The following is a 15,696-nucleotide window of genomic DNA, read 5'->3' as shown; positions in this document are numbered from 1 at the left end:
GGAATACATACATCACCACTTTGCACACTTTGGAAATAGGTAAGTTATTTAGTGAATAGTCTCTAACGCTATTTTGATTGGGCTTAAGATGGTGTATAATAACAACCCTTCAAGGACTCCACACCCTTGAGGGGTTGTTGTTTATAATCACCTACGAAGTAGACTATAGACAATGTTAGTCAAATTGGCTCGCCACTGGATATTTTCTAATTTGTGTTTGATTCAACAGCTTGCTTCATCACATCATATCTTCCGAAAGCTCCGTAACCTGAATGCTCCTTTGTGGTTAAATATATATATCAAGCACAGTGGGCAATCAGCACAACAATATTTTTTCCCAAAAAAGAATAAACCCCTCAAGGCTTTCAAAACCGTGAGGGGTAAAATATGTTGCTACTTGTCAAAGCAGTATTATTCTTCGTGCTTGTCGTTCTCTGCGCCGTGTGTTAGGGCTTTTAGAGGTTTGAGGAAAGCAATCAGAATGATGCCAAAGAGTACTGTGAATACCGTGATAAAGAGGAAGGTGTATAGCTCTGCACGGTTTTGTACCTCTTCGATGACGAGTGTACCGCTGTAGTCTTTGCCATCGCCTTTGTTGGCTTTTATCTTTCTAGCCTCTACATCTTTGTTGAAGCGTAGGGTAGCGTGATAAGGTTTTTCTTGGGTAGCTTTGCCGTCTTGAAGGGCTTTTTTGATGTATGCTTCATCTTTGGCTACAGTTTCAGCGTTCCCGCTGAGGGCGAAGAGTTGTTGGAGCGGCTTACCGTCTTCATAAGTTTCGAGTATCCAGCTGCCATCAGTCTGCGGATATAACTTGGCGCGGAAGCTGAAGCCTTTGTCTTCGCTGATGGCTTGGGCAGCCTCTTCAAATTCTTGTAATAGTTCGGCGTTGCCGGTATATACAATCTCTATAGGATCTATTTGGGCGGCTTCACCTATCCAGCCTGCTACTTTGTTGCCAAATCCGGTCATGGCAAAGTACACGCCCATCATCAAGGAGGCTACTTTGAGCGGAGCCAGCTTGGTAATGAAAGACAGCGCTACAGGAGAGGCCGAAAGCTCGCCCAAGGTATGTAGCCAGTAGGCCAAGATTAGCCAGTACATCCCTGCGCGGCCAAAAGGCTCTGCGCTGGCCTCGATAGAGGCAAAGGCCATCATCAAAAAGCCCAAGCCCATTACAATCGTACCGATAGCCATTTTGTAAAGCGAAGATACTTCTCCTCCCTTACGGCGACGGCGGTCCCAATAAGCAGCTACGATTGTACCAAAAGTGATGATAAAGAAGGCGTTGACAGACTGAAACACGCTGGCTGGAATCTCAAAGAGCCCAAAAAATACGCGGTCTACTTTTTCTTTGGCATAGATATTCATCAACCCGCCGGCTTGTTCGAAAGCACCCCAGAAAACAATGACAATCAAGAATGAAATCAAGAGTACGACGGTGCGGTCTTTTTCTACCTTCGTCAGTGGGGCGTTGCGGTTAGTGCCTTCAATTTTGGGGGCGGGAGTATAGTCGCCTACCCCTACGAGATAGCGCTGCCCATAGACGAATACAATTTGGCCAAGCAACATCCCGATACCGGCAAGACCGAATCCATAGTGCCAGCCGATGGTTTCTCCCACATAACCAACTATGATAGAAGCGATAAAAGCCCCTACGTTGATGCCAATGTAGAAGATGGTAAAGCCTTTGTCGCGGCGGGGATCCCCTTCGGTATATAGCCCACCTACCATGGTAGAGATGTTGGGTTTTAGACCACCCACACCCATAACAATAAAGGCCAAACCAGCATAGAAAGCCCAAAGCGCATCTACGGCCAAGATACCGTGCCCAATGCAGAGCAGGATTCCCCCAAGCATCACCGTGCGTTTTTGTCCCAAATATTTATCGGCTACATAACCACCGGGAATACTCATCAGGTATACCAACATCGTATACCAGCCATAGAGGGCTAGTGCAGACTTTTGTGTCCAGCCTAGGCCTCCATCATCGATAGAAGAGTAGATGTAAAGCACCAGTATGGCACGCATGCCATAGTAGCTGAAACGCTCCCAAAGTTCGGTAAAAAACAAAAAGGCTAGCCCAAGGGGATGCCCAAAAAAACGAGTATCTTGCTGATTCATAACAGTTTAAAAAAACGCCTATGTTAGGCGTTTAAAGGGGTGCAATATAATTTTTCTGAGTTATCGCTGTATTATTTTTTGCGTATGAGCGGGGCAAATATACGGCTATTTTTGAAAAAGGAAATACTTGCGCCATATTTATTTAACCTATGCTTCATACTTGTTTGGGGTTTATTTGAATAACCAACCTTGTGTATTGTTTTGTTGGAGCAATGGGATAATCCATTCGGCAAAGGCCATTGGGCGGTCAGTAGCAAACACATCTACTCCTTGCTGGGCGATGTCTTGGTATACTGTCAGGCCATCTTGTGTGGCGGCCTTGTCGATGGCCCTCATCGCGCCAATGATACACATTGCGCCGTCGGCGTGAACGGCGGCATACAGTTCGGGTTTGAGGGTGTCTACTCCCGTAAAAACGACCATTTGTTGGGGGGGAATACCAGCGGCCTTGTGTGCCTCCCACTCCTCTATATTGTTGGCCGAGACCGAGAGCAGCAAGTCAGGTGCGAGGGTATGGTAAGCTTGGGCTTGTTCGAGAGTATAGCAGATAACCATCACACGGTGTGCGGCCTTGGCCTTGCGAATGGCGGCCACGATTTGCTCCGGCCTGATGCCACGTTTGATGTCGAGTTGCAAGACAGTTTTGCCTTTGCCCCAGCGTAGGCACTGTGCCAAGGTGGGGACTTTAAACTTGGTTTCCTGCCCGCTATTGTCTTTGAGATGTAGCTTGCGGATTTGTTTCCAAGGGGTTTGGTTGACAGGGCCGCTGCCCGTAGTCGTGCGGTCGAGCTTGTTGTCGTGCAACATAAACAGCACACTGTCTTGGCTGAGGCTGATATCACATTCGATGATAGCCGGTACGTGGTCGAGGGTGTGGGCAAAGGTCTGTGGGCAGTTTTCGGGGTAGCCTGCTGCCGGGCCTCCTCGGTGGGCGCTGACTATGGGCACGCGCTCGGGGCTGTAGGCAAAAATTTGGTATAATGCTGCCTGTGTTTTGGGCGCTAGGCGATAACGCTGGGCTTGTAGGGGGAATGTGCCCAACAAGAGGACGGCTATAATGCCAATCACAACACGACTTAAAAAACGCATAAGGAGCTATTTGGGTGGGTGATAATGAATGGGGGAATAGGCTATTTGTTCAGCTGAGCCAATACCGTAAGGCCTCCTTTGACTTTTTGCCCTAGGGTTACCTTGATTTCAGCATCCAGTGGCACGAAAATATCGACCCTCGAACCAAACTTGATAAAGCCAAACTCTTGCCCTTGTGCGAGACTGTCGCCTTGTTTGACATACCAGCGGATACGCCGCGCTACTGCGCCGGCAATTTGGCGGAGCAGCACCTCTTGGTTGTTATGTAGTTTTAGTGCAAGGCTGGTGCGTTCGTTTTCGGTGCTTGATTTGGGGTGCCACGCTACCAAGTACTTGCCCGGGTGGTATTTGAAGTAGCTGACAGTGCCGGCGGCTACTGCCCGGTTGATGTGTACATTCAGTGGCGACATAAAAATCGAAATCTGGCGGCATTGGGTCTGAAGGTATTCTGGCTCATATACTTCCTCTATGACGACTACCTTGCCGTCGGCAGGGCAAATCAGCAGTGAGGCATCAACCACAAGCTGACGGCTGGGGTTGCGGAAAAACTGCAACAAGAACAGGAAAAAGGCTGCCAGCCCTATTGTCAATAAGCTCGACAGCCAAGGCCAAGGGAGATAAGCCCAAGTAAGGCTTAGCAACAATAATACTATCAAAAATGCCACTGATAACAACCGGTGGCCTTCGCGGTGAATAGTCATGGGAATCAATCAAAAGGAAAAGCCGTTCGTGCAAAAATACACAAACGGCTTTTGAATATTGACAACTATCGGCTTGTTTTTAGCTTAATACCCGCCACGGAATTGGTAGGTTTTGGCTACTTTGTCGATAGCTACGATATAGGCTGCAATACGCATAGGTACGTTATAGTCGATAGAGGCTTGGTACACACGGTCAAACGACTCCTTCATAATGCGGTCTGTACGGCGGCTGATACGCTCGGCAGTCCACTTGTAGCCTAAGCGGTTTTGAACCCACTCAAAGTAAGAGACAGTTACCCCGCCGGCATTGGCCAAGATGTCGGGCACAGCCAGTACACCTTTTTCGTTGATGATGGGGTCGGCCTTGTGTGAAGTAGGGCCATTGGCACCTTCTACAATCAGCTTAGCTTGTAGCTTGCGGGCGATATTTTCGTCGATTACGTCTTCTTTGGCTGCTGGCACCAACACATCAGCCTTCATTGTCAGAAGGTCTTCGTTGGTGATTTTTTCGGCGCCGTCGAAGCCTTCTAGCGAGCCTTTGTTGGCTTGGCTATACGCCATAGCCTTGTCTATGTCTATGCCTTTGTCGTTGTAGTAGCCACCGCTCATATCGCTGATAGCCAATATGCTTACACCGCGCTCATTGAGCAGCTTGGCCGCATAAGAGCCTACATTGCCAAAGCCTTGAACGGCACAAGTAGCTTTATAAGGGTTGATGTGGAGGCGTTCCATTCCGGCCAAAGCGCAGACCATCACGCCACGGCCTGTAGCCTCTACACGACCTAGTGAGCCGCCCAATACTAAGGGCTTGCCCGTTACTACAGCGGGGATGGTCATCCCGTGGGCTTTAGAAAATTCGTCCATCATCCAGGCCATCTCGCGAGGGCCGCTACCCATATCAGGGGCAGGAATATCTTTGTCAGGACCGATTACACTGAGCATAGCGCTCGTATAGCCACGCACAAGGCGCTCCAACTCTCCTTCTGACATTTCGCGGGGGTTGCAAGTAATTCCGCCTTTAGCGCCTCCATAGGGGATATCCACTACGGCACACTTCCAAGTCATCCAAGCGGCAAGGGCGCGTACTTCGTCAATGTGTACATCGGGAGCAAAGCGGATACCGCCTTTAGCAGGGCCTAGAATGTTGGAGTGAATCACGCGATAGCCTTCAAAAACCTGAATCTTGCCATTGTCCATCGTAACGGGGATACCGACAATGACTTGGCGGGCGGGGGTTTTGAGTATGTTGTATATCTCGTCAGAGATGCCAAGCAGTTTGGCGGCTATATCAAAGCGCGACATCATCGAATCAAATGGATTCTCTTTGTCTTTAATGGGTGCAGGTTCTAAATAAGCCATATTGTATGAAAGCTTTGTAGTGGAACTGAGCTGCAAAGTTAGTAAAAAATAAATGCGAAGCTGTACTATTTAAAGGCATTAAAAATTTGAAATGCGTAAAAATCTGCCTCGAAAAGCAATACGTAATATCTGATGTGATTGTGTGTGGGTTGTTAGTTTGGCAGACAGGGGAGGCTAATCAAACTTGATGGCGCGGATAGGTTCGATTTGGGTAATGATGATAGTAGGCACCAGCAGAGCCGCCGATACTAGGAGAAAGGTCAATAAGTTGACCCCTAGTATATTCCACCAATCCCAAGCAATAGGCACAGTACTCATATAGTAGTTTTCGGTATTGAGTGGAATGAGTTTGAAATAATATTGGAGCACACAGAAGCCAAGCCCGATGACATTGCCCCAAAACAGCCCTTTGACAATCAAAATCATCCCCTGATAAATAAAAATCTGCCGAATTTGCCAATTGCTTGCGCCCAAAGCCTTCAGCGTGCCTATCATCTGTACACGCTCCATAATCATAATCAGCAAAATGGCAATCATATTAAAACTGGCTACAGCCAAGATAAGCGTAAGGAAAACGCGCACGTTGGTGTTGAGCAGGTAGAGCCATTCAAATATCTCGGGGAACTTCCGGGGTGTGCTCGAAAGCTGCATATCGTATTCCATCAGCTCATAGGCCAGCTCAGCGGCCTGGTTGAGCTGCTCAAAATCACCGGTGAAAATCTCGTACCCTCCTACCAAGGTATCGGGCCAGCCATTGAGGCGCTGAATCATTGGTAGTTGGCCGATGACAAACTTGTCGTCGAAGCCTTCTAGACCTGTTTCGTATATCCCCTGTACCACCAGCTTTCGGAAGCGTGGAGGGTCTTGCACAAAAAAAATCAAGGCCGTATCTCCGATGCTCAAAGCCAGCTTGGTAGCGATTTTTTGGCTGATGAGTATCTGCCTGTCAGTGCTGTCACTGGGCGCATCCAGAAACCCTCCGGCTACCATATTGTGTCGGAAACGCTCACGTGGGTAGTCTTCTCCCAAGCCTTTGATAATCACCCCCATCACCTCTTCTTGGGTTTTGATAATGCCGGCCTTGAGGCTGTAGGCATACAAATGTCGCAAGACGGGGTGTTGCCCATAGTTTTGATACAGATGGGTTTGGGTCGAAATGGGGGTCTCCTCATACGATTGGTTGAGGGTATATTTGGTTACTTGCAGATGCCCGCTGAAGCTGAAAAGCTTTTCTTGAATGGCTTGTTTGAAGCCGACCAATACGCCAAAGGCAATTAACAAAATAGAAAGCCCCAGCGCCACGCTAACGATGGCCACTCGTGCGACAATGGACGAAAAGGAAGCCCGGGTGTTTTGAATGGCCCGTTGTGCTATAAAGTAATAAATACTCATCGAGAGGATAATCTTTGATATCTTAAGCTTGGGTTTGCGGTTTGGCGTTATGGAGCAGCACCATAGCCGCGTAGGCTGTCGTTTTCGTGCCAACGATAGGTTGGAACCTAGGATACATTGCTTAATACGCAGTATTTGTACTTAATGGACATTAGTTGGGGGCTGATGTTCTGAAAATCCTTGAGCATCAAGAAAATCAACCTTGACATATCATCAAGCAAGCATAGCAAAATACCCTCGGTTCCGGTGTATTTCATCTAGAGCACTTGGGGGCGTTAGTCCTCATTTTTTAAAATCTGATGCCCCATTTTATCGCGTTTGGTGCGCAGGTAGTTTTCATTGTAGGGATTAGGATGAATTTCGAGCGGAATCATCTCCACGATTTCGAGTCCATAGCCAATCAGCCCCACACGTTTCTTGGGATTATTAGAAATGAGTTGAATCTTAGAGATGCCCAAGTCGCGCAAAATCTGTGCGCCTACACCATAATCACGGGCATCCATTTTGAAGCCGAGGGCTTCGTTGGCCTGTACGGTATCCAGTCCTGTTTCTTGGAGCTTGTAGGCTTTGAGTTTGTTGACAAGCCCGATGCCGCGCCCCTCTTGGTTCATATAAAGGACAACCCCCTTTCCGGCTTTTTCTACCATTTCCATCGCGCTATGCAGCTGTGGGCCGCAGTCGCAGCGGCAAGAGCCGAAAATATCTCCCGTAACACACGAAGAGTGTACCCTTACCATCACTGGCTCGTCAGCCTCCCAGCTACCTTTGACAAGGGCGAGGTGAATATCATCAGTATTGCGCTGTCGATAGGCTACAAGGTCAAAGTTGCCCCATTCGGTTGGCATTTGTACGCCTATTTCGCGCTGTATGAGCGATTCGTGTTTGAGGCGGTAGGCGATCAGGTCTTCGATAGAAACCAGCTTTAGGCCAAACTTGTCTGCTACCTTGCGCAGGTCAGGCAGGCGAGCCATCGAGCCGTCCTCGTTCATCACCTCTATCAGCACCCCTACGGGGTTGAATCCCGCCAGCCGCGCAAAGTCTACAGTGGCTTCGGTATGCCCTGTTCGGCGCAATACTCCGCCGTTGCGCGCCTTTAGGGGGTTGATATGGCCTGGGCGGCCTAGGTCGGTCGGCTTGGTAGCAGGGTCAGCAAGGGCGCGTAAGGTCTTGGAGCGGTCGTGTGCCGATACTCCTGTGGTGCAGCCGTGCCCCAGTAGGTCTACTGTAACGGTAAAAGCTGTTTTGTTGGGGTCTGTATTCTTGCCGACCATCAGGTCGAGGTTCAACGCTTGACAGCGCTCTTCGGTCAGGGCGGCGCAAAGCACTCCTCGCCCTTCTTTGAGCATAAAGTTAACCATTTCGGGGGTTACTGTTTCTGCTGCGCAGATAAAATCCCCCTCGTTCTCGCGGTCTTCGTCGTCTACCACAATAATAATCTCCCCTCTTTTGATAGCCTCAATGGCCTCCTCGATAGTATCGAGGGCTATTTTTTGTTCGCTCATAAACGCTAAAAAAGTATGAATATCGTCTAAATTGACTTCAAAAGATTAACACCAAAAGCCCTTCATAAGTTTTTGGCCTTGTAGCCAAGGGGTATTTAGCTAGGCACCGAAGCACCCTTACCACAAAGGTAACACATCTGAGGGCTTATACCGTACAAAGAAGCAGAAAAGGCGCACAACATTCGCCCAATATTTTGTTTTATTTCTAAAGGCTTTTTAGTTAATTTGCATCTTTGGGTACTTACTTTACCAACTGATACTAAGTCAGCAAATACCTATGGAAAACATTTTTGTGAAAGAGACCGATACCACTCCTGAGATTAGCTTTAATTATCAAAAGGGAGTATTAGAAATCAAAGGGGTATCTATTCCGGAAGATACAGAAGACTTCTACCGTGATTTGCTCGATTATTTGGAGAATTATATCAAGAAGCCCAAGAGCAAACAAACTACGGTTTCTTTCAAGCTTATTTATATCAACACCAGTACATCAGCCATTTTGGCGCGTATCATCAAAGTTTTGGAGCGCCTTCATAGCCAACGACACCCTGTAGCGGCCAAGTGGTATTATGAGGAAGGAGACGATGACATGCGTGAGATTGGCAACGATTTCAAGGCCTTTACAGCTTTGCCCTTTACCTTGGTTTCTTGTGAAGAAATTATCTAACAAGCAAGCAATGTTCTTGATGCGCTTTTGATTGAGCGAAAGTTTGTAAAGTAGTTTGATTTAAAATACCGCCATTTTCGTTAGGCACTGCCCAACAAGCGCCGCGCCGCCAAAATGCAGACCAATACCCGAATATGTTGCTCACCAACAACATCAGCTGTTGTATTTAGGGGTTGTTGAGGCGTATAATACAGACATTCCGAAACCCAAGCCAAGCCTGTGGTCTGTCATATTGTTGTTGATGGCGCAGCTTACAATCCTCAAGCCTGTGCCACCAACTCCCCCCCTTGGCGACACCCTCTTCTTGTAGCATCTCGGCCACATTGCCTGCGGCATGGAAAACCCCTAGGGGGTTGGGCAAGCCAGCATACACATCCTCCAAAACAAAATGTTTGAGGCGGTCGGCTTTGTGGTTGATGAGGGTCTTTGGCTGTGTGTCTCCAGTAACTAGCTCGATGTGGGTCAGCCCAAAAGGATAAAGGCCGGGGTCAAGCCCACCGGCAGCAGCCACCATCCACTCCTGCGCAGTAGGCAGGCGGTAGGTCAGGGTATAGGTTTGTTTGCCCTTGGCATAGCGTTGGTTGTAAATCTGTGTAGCCTTGGCCGAGCGCCAACGGCAAAAATTGAGCACCTGTGTGTAGCTCAGGCCAATCACCGGGCGGAAGCGGTAGGCCGGATGCTCCAACAAACTCCCTGTAGGATGGGCAATAAATTGGCTGTCGGGCAGTTGTGTTAAAAAATAAGCCTCGCCCGAGTCACGCCTGATATCACTCAAATACTCCAGATAATGCAAATTGGCCACCTCACTGATATCGACAAAGAGGCTGTCATAAAGCCGAACCATATTGCTGGGAGCCGCCGGCTGGGCTGATAAGGTTCCCAAAAGACAAAGCCAACAACCCAGACAAAAAAAATACGGTTTGATAAAAGATTGTAAGCCGATTACGGTCAGATATTTGCCCATATTGCGTATTTTTGTATATTCATAACCCAATAACGCTTTGCTCATCCGGGCTAGTGTATGCCCGAAGCCCAATAGGCATTTACGACCCGCAAGAGATACCGCCTATGACCCAAAAAGAAGCCTTCTTGAAAATGTGTAGCTTTTGTGCCTATCAAGAGCGCACCCAACAAGAAGTTCGTGATAAACTCTATGCCCTCGGCGGCCTGTCATCTGATAGTATAGAAGAAATTATCGGGATGTTGATTACCGAAAACTTTTTGAATGAAGAGCGATTTGCCAAAATCTATGCAGGAAGTAAGTTTAGGGTCAAACAATGGGGGCGAATCAAAATCCAAAAAGCACTCGAAGCACGCGGGCTTAGCCCCTACTGTGTACGCCTAGGGCTTGCAGAGATAGACCCCGAAGACTATTACCAAACCCTCTACGACTTGGCGCAAAAAAAATGGACATCGCTCGACGGAGAGCCGCCTGCCCAACGCAAACAAAAAACTTGGCGCTTTTTAGCGCAAAAAGGCTACGAAAATACCCATATTTGGGAAATTATCGGAGAGATTGCCGCCCAAGCCGCCAACTAAGGCCTTGAGGCGAATTGTTGATGATTGATTTGAATGAATTTGTTTTAATTTTGTTTTTATGCACAACTACCATACAGAAGACGAGCCAATTCTCCTAAGAGAATACGGAAGGAGCTTGCAAGATCTTGTCAAGCACATCAAAACCATCGAAGACCGCGACAAACGCACCCAACAAGCCCACGCATGGGTAACTTTGGTAAAACAACTAATCCCACAACCGACAGCCAAAGATGTGCAAGAGGCTGATGTCAAAATATGGGATGACCTTTATATGTTGGCCGGCTACGACCTCGATATCGATAGCCCATACCCAATGCCTGACCCCGCCAAGGTAGGCCGAAAGCCCCAACCAGTGCCCTACAATGATAGCAAGGTGATGTTTAGGCATTATGGTAAGGGCGTAGAGCAGCTCATCAGCCAAGTAAATGAAGCCGAAACCCCCGAAGAATATCTCGTAGCCTTGGTATCAGTGGCTAGATTGATGAAAAACTTCTACACCACTTGGAATAAAGACCAAGTAGAAGCCGACACCATCCTAGGGCATATCGAACAAATAGGCAAACAGCCCATCAGACCCGGAATCGCTGCCTTTATCAAACAAGAGCAGCTGCTTGAAATTACCATCAAAGACCCTTCGGTGAAGTATAGCCAACCCGCCCAACCAACAGGCAAAACAACCAATAAGACCTTCAAGAGGCAGTATCGCAATTATAAAAACAAAAATAAATAACATCGAACCTCAGTTCGTACCTCCATTCAAAACCAGGGGAGGGCTTTCTCCCCAAACCTCTATCAATACAAACTTATGGCTTCTATAGAAGTAAAAGGCGGCAAAAAACTTTCGGGCACTATCGTGCCACAAGGGGCAAAAAACGAAGCCCTACAAATCCTTTGTGCGGTATTGCTCACCGACGAGCCCGTAACGATACACAATATCCCCAATATCCTAGATGTCAACAAACTAATAGAGTTGTTGGGAGATTTAGGCGTACAAGTAACGCGCCTAGACTCAGAGGGGAGCTTCAGATTTCAAGCCAAGGCCCTCAACTTTGACTACCTCGACAGCGCCACCTACCGCCAAAAGGCAGCTTCGCTGCGCGGCTCAGTGATGATGTTAGGCCCTATGTTGGGGCGCTTTGGCCGCAGCCGTATCCCCAGCCCGGGAGGCGACAAAATAGGCCGCCGCCGCCTCGACACACACTTTATTGGCTTTCAGAAGTTGGGCGCTCAGTTCAATTACCAGCCCGAAACGCACTGGTATGAAGTAGAAGCCCGAGCGCTAAAAGGCACTTATATGCTCCTTGATGAGGCCTCCGTAACCGGAACGGCCAACTTGATTATGGCTGCCGTATTGGCCAAAGGCGAAACTACTATCTACCACGCAGCTTGTGAGCCATACATCCAGCAGCTCTGCTTGATGCTCAATCGGATGGGAGCCAATATCTCAGGAATAGGATCTAACTTACTGAAAATAAATGGAGTAGACCGCTTAGGTGGAACAGAACACACGCTCTTGCCCGATATGATAGAAGTCGGCTCCTTTATTGGGCTAGCAGCAATGACAGCCTCTGAGCTGACCATCAAAAACGCACGCATCGACCAACTAGGTTGTATTCCCTATACCTTCCAGCGATTGGGTATCGCGATGGAGTTTCGGGGCGATGATATTTATATCCCTGCCCAAGATCATTATCACCTCGATACCTTTATCGATGGTTCTATCCTGACGGTCTCCGACGCGCCTTGGCCGGGCTTTACGCCAGACCTGCTCAGCATTGTACTCGTAACGGCTATCCAAGCAAAAGGCACGATTTTGGTACATCAAAAGATGTTCGAGAGCCGCTTGTTTTTTGTGGATAAGCTCATTGACATGGGTGCGCAGATTATTCTCTGCGACCCACATAGGGCTACTGTCATCGGCCTAGATAAGCAAATCAAGCTCCGAGGCATTCGTATGACCTCGCCCGACATACGCGCCGGGGTGGCTCTGCTCATTGCCGCGCTTTCTGCCGAAGGCACCAGCGTCATTGATAACGTAGAGCAAATCGACAGGGGCTATCAATATATCGACCAGCGCCTCAATGCCCTCGGGGCAGAAATCAAACGCCTGTAACACGCGCCAATACGTATGAGAGAGTTTTTTAAGAACCTAAAACTACACACCAAGTTCCAGATTACGATATTCCTCGTATCGACTTCGATACAGGCCATTATCGCCATCACGAGCTACTACGAAGGAAAGCGCTTGCTCGAAGAGCGCTCCTTCCAACTCCTCATTAGTATTACCGACAACAAGCGCCAAAACATAGAGCAGTATTTTCAGAATACCGAAAAAGAACTGCGCACCCTTGCGGCCAACCCGACTGTTTCGGAAGGGCTGAAGGCCTTTGTCAAAGGATTTCAGCAAATTGATGCCGAAACAGATGCCACAGATTTGTTTAAGATGCGCCCCAAACTCCAGCGCTTCTATCAGCAGGAGTTTGTCCCTAACCTGACTTACTACAGCCTCAACGAACAAGGGGAAAAGGCTTTTATGCCTACCGATAAGCGGCAGATTATCCTGCAATATCACTACCTGGCCAACAACCCCAACCCCGAAGGCTACAAACAACGCCTCGTCAGCCTTGACGAAAGCAACAGCTATGCAGAGGCCCACACCCGGTTTCACCCATTTCTGAACGCCTTTCAGCGGAATATGGAGTTTGTGGATGTGCTATTGATTGATAGCAAGGGCAATGTGGTGTACTCTACGGCCAAACACGTTGATTTCGCCACCAACCTTTTCAAAGGACCTTATCAAAAATCGAACCTCAGCAAAATGGTTACTCGCTTGCTCAATCAGAGCAAACGCGATGAGGTGGCCTTTGTAGATTATGAACACTATGAGCCGTCTTATTTCCGCCCCTCCATGTTTATGGGAACTGCTATTTATGATGGTGACGAAAAAATAGGCGTATTGGCACTACAGCTGCCCACAGCCCCCATCCAGCACATCATTACCAACAACCAAGATTGGGAAGGAGAGGGGCTGGCTACGACGGGAGAGGTCAACCTGATCGGCCAAGACCGAAAGATACGCACCAATACCCGCTCGATATTGTCGAACCCACTATTGTATTATACCAATATCAAAAATTCGGGTAAAACTGACAGCGTTACCTTAGAGCGTATCAAGCGCCTCGAAACAACGATTCTCTTGCGCGAAGCCAAGGGCGAGGCTGTCATCAGGGCGCTCAAAGGAGAAAGGGGCAATATCCTAGGGCGGGACTTCCTAGGCAACCAAGTATTGTATGTTTATGCCCCTATTGATGTGTTCAATACACGGTGGGCAATACAGACCGAAATCAACGCAGAAGAGATTTTCCAATCAGTATATTCTTTCCGCAACCGCCTCTTTATCATTAGTGCTGTCATCTTATTGGTTCAGGCTGTCTTGGGCTTCTTTTTGGCGCAGGGTCTGTCTAAGCCAATGCTCAAGATACGCGACGACATCAAGCTTCTGGCCATCGGTGTGATTCCCAAACCCAGTAAGGTGATTTATAAGGATGAGTTGGGTGAAATTGATGCCGCACTCAATGACTTGATTAAGAACTTTGAGTCTGCTACGTTATTTGCTGAAAATATCGGTAAGGGTAATTTTGACTATCAGTTCAAACCCATCAGCCAAGAAGATACCCTCGGCAATGCCCTACAGAACATGAAAGAAAACCTGCGTGATGTAGCCCAACAAGACTATATACGGGGGTGGGTCAGCTCTGGACGGGCGCTTTTTGGAGAAATTTTGCGCAAGTATAACGACGATGTAGCGCAGCTCTGCCAAGAGCTAATCCGCAATTTTGTCAAATATCTCGAAGCCACACACGGAGCCATCTTCTTGTTTGATGATAAGAGCCAACAACTCGAAATGATCAGCGCCTATGCATATGACCGCTATAAATTCTTTGAGAAAAGCATTCTGCCCGGCGAAGGCCTGGTAGGGCAAGCCTTCCAAGAGGGTGAAAGCATTTATATGCTCGATTTGCCCGAAGACTATGTCGAAATTACCTCTGGCCTTGGCAGTACACCACCAGCCTCCGTACTGATTATCCCTATCAAAAACGAAGAGCAAACACTTGGGGTGATTGAAGTGGCCTCGCTCCAACCTATAGAAACCTACCAGCAGGAATTTGCAGAGGCAATCGCTGAGGCTGTGGCGGCTACCTTCAATACGGTACGCATCAATGACCAAACCAAGAGCCTCCTGAGGGATGCGCAAGAACGCAGTAAGCAGCTCCATCAAGCTGAAATTGATTTGCGTGATAAAATAGCCGAACTAGAAGACCTCCAAGCCGCCGGACGTAAGCGCGAAGCCGAGCTAGAGCAATCGCGCAAAGAACTTGAGGCGCAAAACCAACGCCTCAAAGCCAATGAAGAGCGCCTACGCCTAGCCCAAGAACGCCAACAAATACAAGAAAGCGAGCTACAGGCATCGCTCGAAGCGCAACGCATCCAAGAGTCGGAGCTGAAAGCCACCGTAATGCAGCTACAGGCCGCACAACAAGAAATGAAGCAAAAGCAGATGGAGCTCGAACGCTCCAAGGCCTTGCTCGAACAGCAAAATACAAAGATTAAAAACAACGAAAACGTCCTTAAGAAAGCCTACCTAAGGGCGGCAGAGCTAGAAGGCACGCTCCGCAAGCAGCTCGCCGAAAAAGAAGATGAAATCAGCCGCCTCAAAGACTTGCTCGAACAACAAGCCCAAGACAAACCCTAATTACCCAAACGCAACACTGAAATGACTGCTCCCGAATTGGTTTTTACTTGTTTTAATACGTTAGCACTATTGATGTGGCTCTGCCTTATAATAGCGCCCCGATGGAAGATTACCCAATACCTTAGCGAACACACTACAGTGCCTACCTTGGTAGGGGCTGCTTATGCGATTATTATATTGTTACACATACAAGTCATCGGGAATGCAGACTTCAGCACCCTCGAAGGCGTAAAAGCCCTCACCGCACACAACAGCGACTGGCTCGTAACGGCTGCATGGTTTCATTATCTGGCCTTTGACCTGATGGTAGGGATACTTATTTTGCGTACAGCCCAGGCCAAAGAAATAGGGCATAGCTGGATTGTTCCTTGTTTGTTGACCACCTTTATGCTTGGGCCTATCGGCTGGCTTTTGTTCCAACTAACAATGCTGATGCAAGGAAAAGCCTCGCTACAAGGGGATACATCAATGGTACACTCATAAGCCTAAAACTTGGTATTGCCCATTATCCAACATCCCTTCGTTTGTTCCAAGGGATGTTTTTTGTGGCATAGCCTCATATGGGCATTT

At 48.2% G+C, this 15,696-nt stretch carries 13 protein-coding genes; 6 read left to right on the top strand and 7 right to left on the bottom strand.

Annotated features, from left to right (window positions below; translation table 11 throughout):
* Window positions 1-411: 411 nt before the first annotated feature.
* The 6 genes from G499_RS20530 to G499_RS0116745 all read right to left on the bottom strand — a co-directional run bounded on the left by G499_RS20530 (window position 412) and on the right by G499_RS0116745 (window position 8,167).
* On the bottom strand, window positions 412-2,124 hold the full coding sequence (locus G499_RS20530; protein WP_035727949.1) for a peptide MFS transporter: 1,713 nt from the start codon (window positions 2,122-2,124) through the stop codon (window positions 412-414).
* Between the two features lie 171 nt (window positions 2,125-2,295).
* Window positions 2,296-3,213 (bottom strand): glycerophosphodiester phosphodiesterase family protein, encoded by a 918-nt coding sequence (locus tag G499_RS20525; RefSeq protein ID WP_051296349.1) that lies wholly within the window; start codon window positions 3,211-3,213, stop codon window positions 2,296-2,298.
* Between the two features lie 41 nt (window positions 3,214-3,254).
* Entirely contained in the window at window positions 3,255-3,914 is a 660-nt protein-coding gene (locus G499_RS0116760) for a phosphatidylserine decarboxylase family protein (protein WP_027000890.1), read from the bottom strand.
* Between the two features lie 84 nt (window positions 3,915-3,998).
* Entirely contained in the window at window positions 3,999-5,273 is a 1,275-nt protein-coding gene (locus tag G499_RS0116755; protein ID WP_027000889.1) for a Glu/Leu/Phe/Val family dehydrogenase, read from the bottom strand.
* 174 nt (window positions 5,274-5,447) lie between these two features.
* A complete protein-coding gene (locus tag G499_RS0116750; protein ID WP_027000888.1) occupies window positions 5,448-6,665 on the bottom strand; it encodes an ABC transporter permease in 1,218 nt (405 codons plus the stop codon).
* 275 nt (window positions 6,666-6,940) lie between these two features.
* Window positions 6,941-8,167, bottom strand: a complete 1,227-nt coding sequence (locus tag G499_RS0116745) for a bifunctional 3,4-dihydroxy-2-butanone-4-phosphate synthase/GTP cyclohydrolase II (protein WP_027000887.1) — start codon at window positions 8,165-8,167, stop codon at window positions 6,941-6,943.
* Window positions 8,168-8,444: 277 nt separating this feature from the next.
* Between G499_RS0116745 and G499_RS0116740 the strand changes: the two genes are divergently transcribed.
* A complete protein-coding gene (locus G499_RS0116740) occupies window positions 8,445-8,834 on the top strand; it encodes a DUF1987 domain-containing protein (protein ID WP_027000886.1) in 390 nt (129 codons plus the stop codon).
* 166 nt (window positions 8,835-9,000) lie between these two features.
* On the opposite strand, the gene G499_RS0116735 is transcribed toward G499_RS0116740, so the two are convergent.
* A complete protein-coding gene (locus G499_RS0116735; protein ID WP_161627779.1) occupies window positions 9,001-9,717 on the bottom strand; it encodes an SUMF1/EgtB/PvdO family nonheme iron enzyme in 717 nt (238 codons plus the stop codon).
* Window positions 9,718-9,902: 185 nt separating this feature from the next.
* Here G499_RS0116735 and G499_RS0116730 point away from each other — a divergent pair, with 185 nt between their 5' ends.
* From G499_RS0116730 to G499_RS0116710, 5 genes are all read left to right on the top strand, one after another.
* Entirely contained in the window at window positions 9,903-10,373 is a 471-nt protein-coding gene (locus G499_RS0116730) for a regulatory protein RecX (protein ID WP_035727946.1), read from the top strand.
* A gap of 58 nt (window positions 10,374-10,431) precedes the next feature.
* Window positions 10,432-11,103: a DUF4290 domain-containing protein gene (locus G499_RS20520; protein ID WP_081413864.1), complete on the top strand. Its 672-nt coding sequence runs from the start codon at window positions 10,432-10,434 to the stop codon at window positions 11,101-11,103.
* Window positions 11,104-11,178: 75 nt separating this feature from the next.
* On the top strand, window positions 11,179-12,486 hold the full coding sequence (murA, locus tag G499_RS0116720; protein WP_027000883.1) for a UDP-N-acetylglucosamine 1-carboxyvinyltransferase: 1,308 nt from the start codon (window positions 11,179-11,181) through the stop codon (window positions 12,484-12,486).
* Window positions 12,487-12,501: 15 nt separating this feature from the next.
* Complete coding sequence (locus G499_RS21330; RefSeq protein WP_027000882.1) at window positions 12,502-15,126, top strand: GAF domain-containing protein; 2,625 nt, start codon at window positions 12,502-12,504, stop codon at window positions 15,124-15,126.
* A 21-nt stretch (window positions 15,127-15,147) separates the two neighbouring features.
* Window positions 15,148-15,609 carry an ABA4-like family protein gene (locus G499_RS0116710; protein WP_027000881.1) on the top strand — a complete coding sequence of 154 codons (462 nt, stop codon included), beginning with the start codon at window positions 15,148-15,150 and terminating at the stop codon, window positions 15,607-15,609.
* Window positions 15,610-15,696 lie beyond the last annotated feature (87 nt).

The organism is Eisenibacter elegans DSM 3317, from assembly GCF_000430505.1.
In the GTDB taxonomy this organism is placed as follows: domain Bacteria; phylum Bacteroidota; class Bacteroidia; order Cytophagales; family Microscillaceae; genus Eisenibacter; species Eisenibacter elegans.
The sequence above is the reverse complement of the archived record's forward strand: the minus strand, read 5'-3'. Positions and strand labels throughout refer to the sequence as shown.

Bases quoted from the DNA above. Each gene is read 5' to 3' on its own strand.
- G499_RS0116760 (WP_027000890.1), bottom strand. From the start codon at position 3,914: ATGACTATTCACCGCGAAGGCCACCGGTTGTTATCAGTGGCATTTTTG.
- murA (WP_027000883.1), top strand. From the start codon at position 11,179: ATGGCTTCTATAGAAGTAAAAGGCGGCAAAAAACTTTCGGGCACTATC.
- G499_RS0116710 (WP_027000881.1), top strand. From the start codon at position 15,148: ATGACTGCTCCCGAATTGGTTTTTACTTGTTTTAATACGTTAGCACTA.
- G499_RS0116730 (WP_035727946.1), top strand. From the start codon at position 9,903: ATGACCCAAAAAGAAGCCTTCTTGAAAATGTGTAGCTTTTGTGCCTAT.
- G499_RS0116755 (WP_027000889.1), bottom strand. From the start codon at position 5,273: ATGGCTTATTTAGAACCTGCACCCATTAAAGACAAAGAGAATCCATTT.
- G499_RS0116745 (WP_027000887.1), bottom strand. From the start codon at position 8,167: ATGAGCGAACAAAAAATAGCCCTCGATACTATCGAGGAGGCCATTGAG.
- G499_RS20530 (WP_035727949.1), bottom strand. From the start codon at position 2,124: ATGAATCAGCAAGATACTCGTTTTTTTGGGCATCCCCTTGGGCTAGCC.
- G499_RS20525 (WP_051296349.1), bottom strand. From the start codon at position 3,213: ATGCGTTTTTTAAGTCGTGTTGTGATTGGCATTATAGCCGTCCTCTTG.
- G499_RS0116740 (WP_027000886.1), top strand. From the start codon at position 8,445: ATGGAAAACATTTTTGTGAAAGAGACCGATACCACTCCTGAGATTAGC.
- G499_RS21330 (WP_027000882.1), top strand. From the start codon at position 12,502: ATGAGAGAGTTTTTTAAGAACCTAAAACTACACACCAAGTTCCAGATT.
- G499_RS20520 (WP_081413864.1), top strand. From the start codon at position 10,432: ATGCACAACTACCATACAGAAGACGAGCCAATTCTCCTAAGAGAATAC.
- G499_RS0116750 (WP_027000888.1), bottom strand. From the start codon at position 6,665: ATGAGTATTTATTACTTTATAGCACAACGGGCCATTCAAAACACCCGG.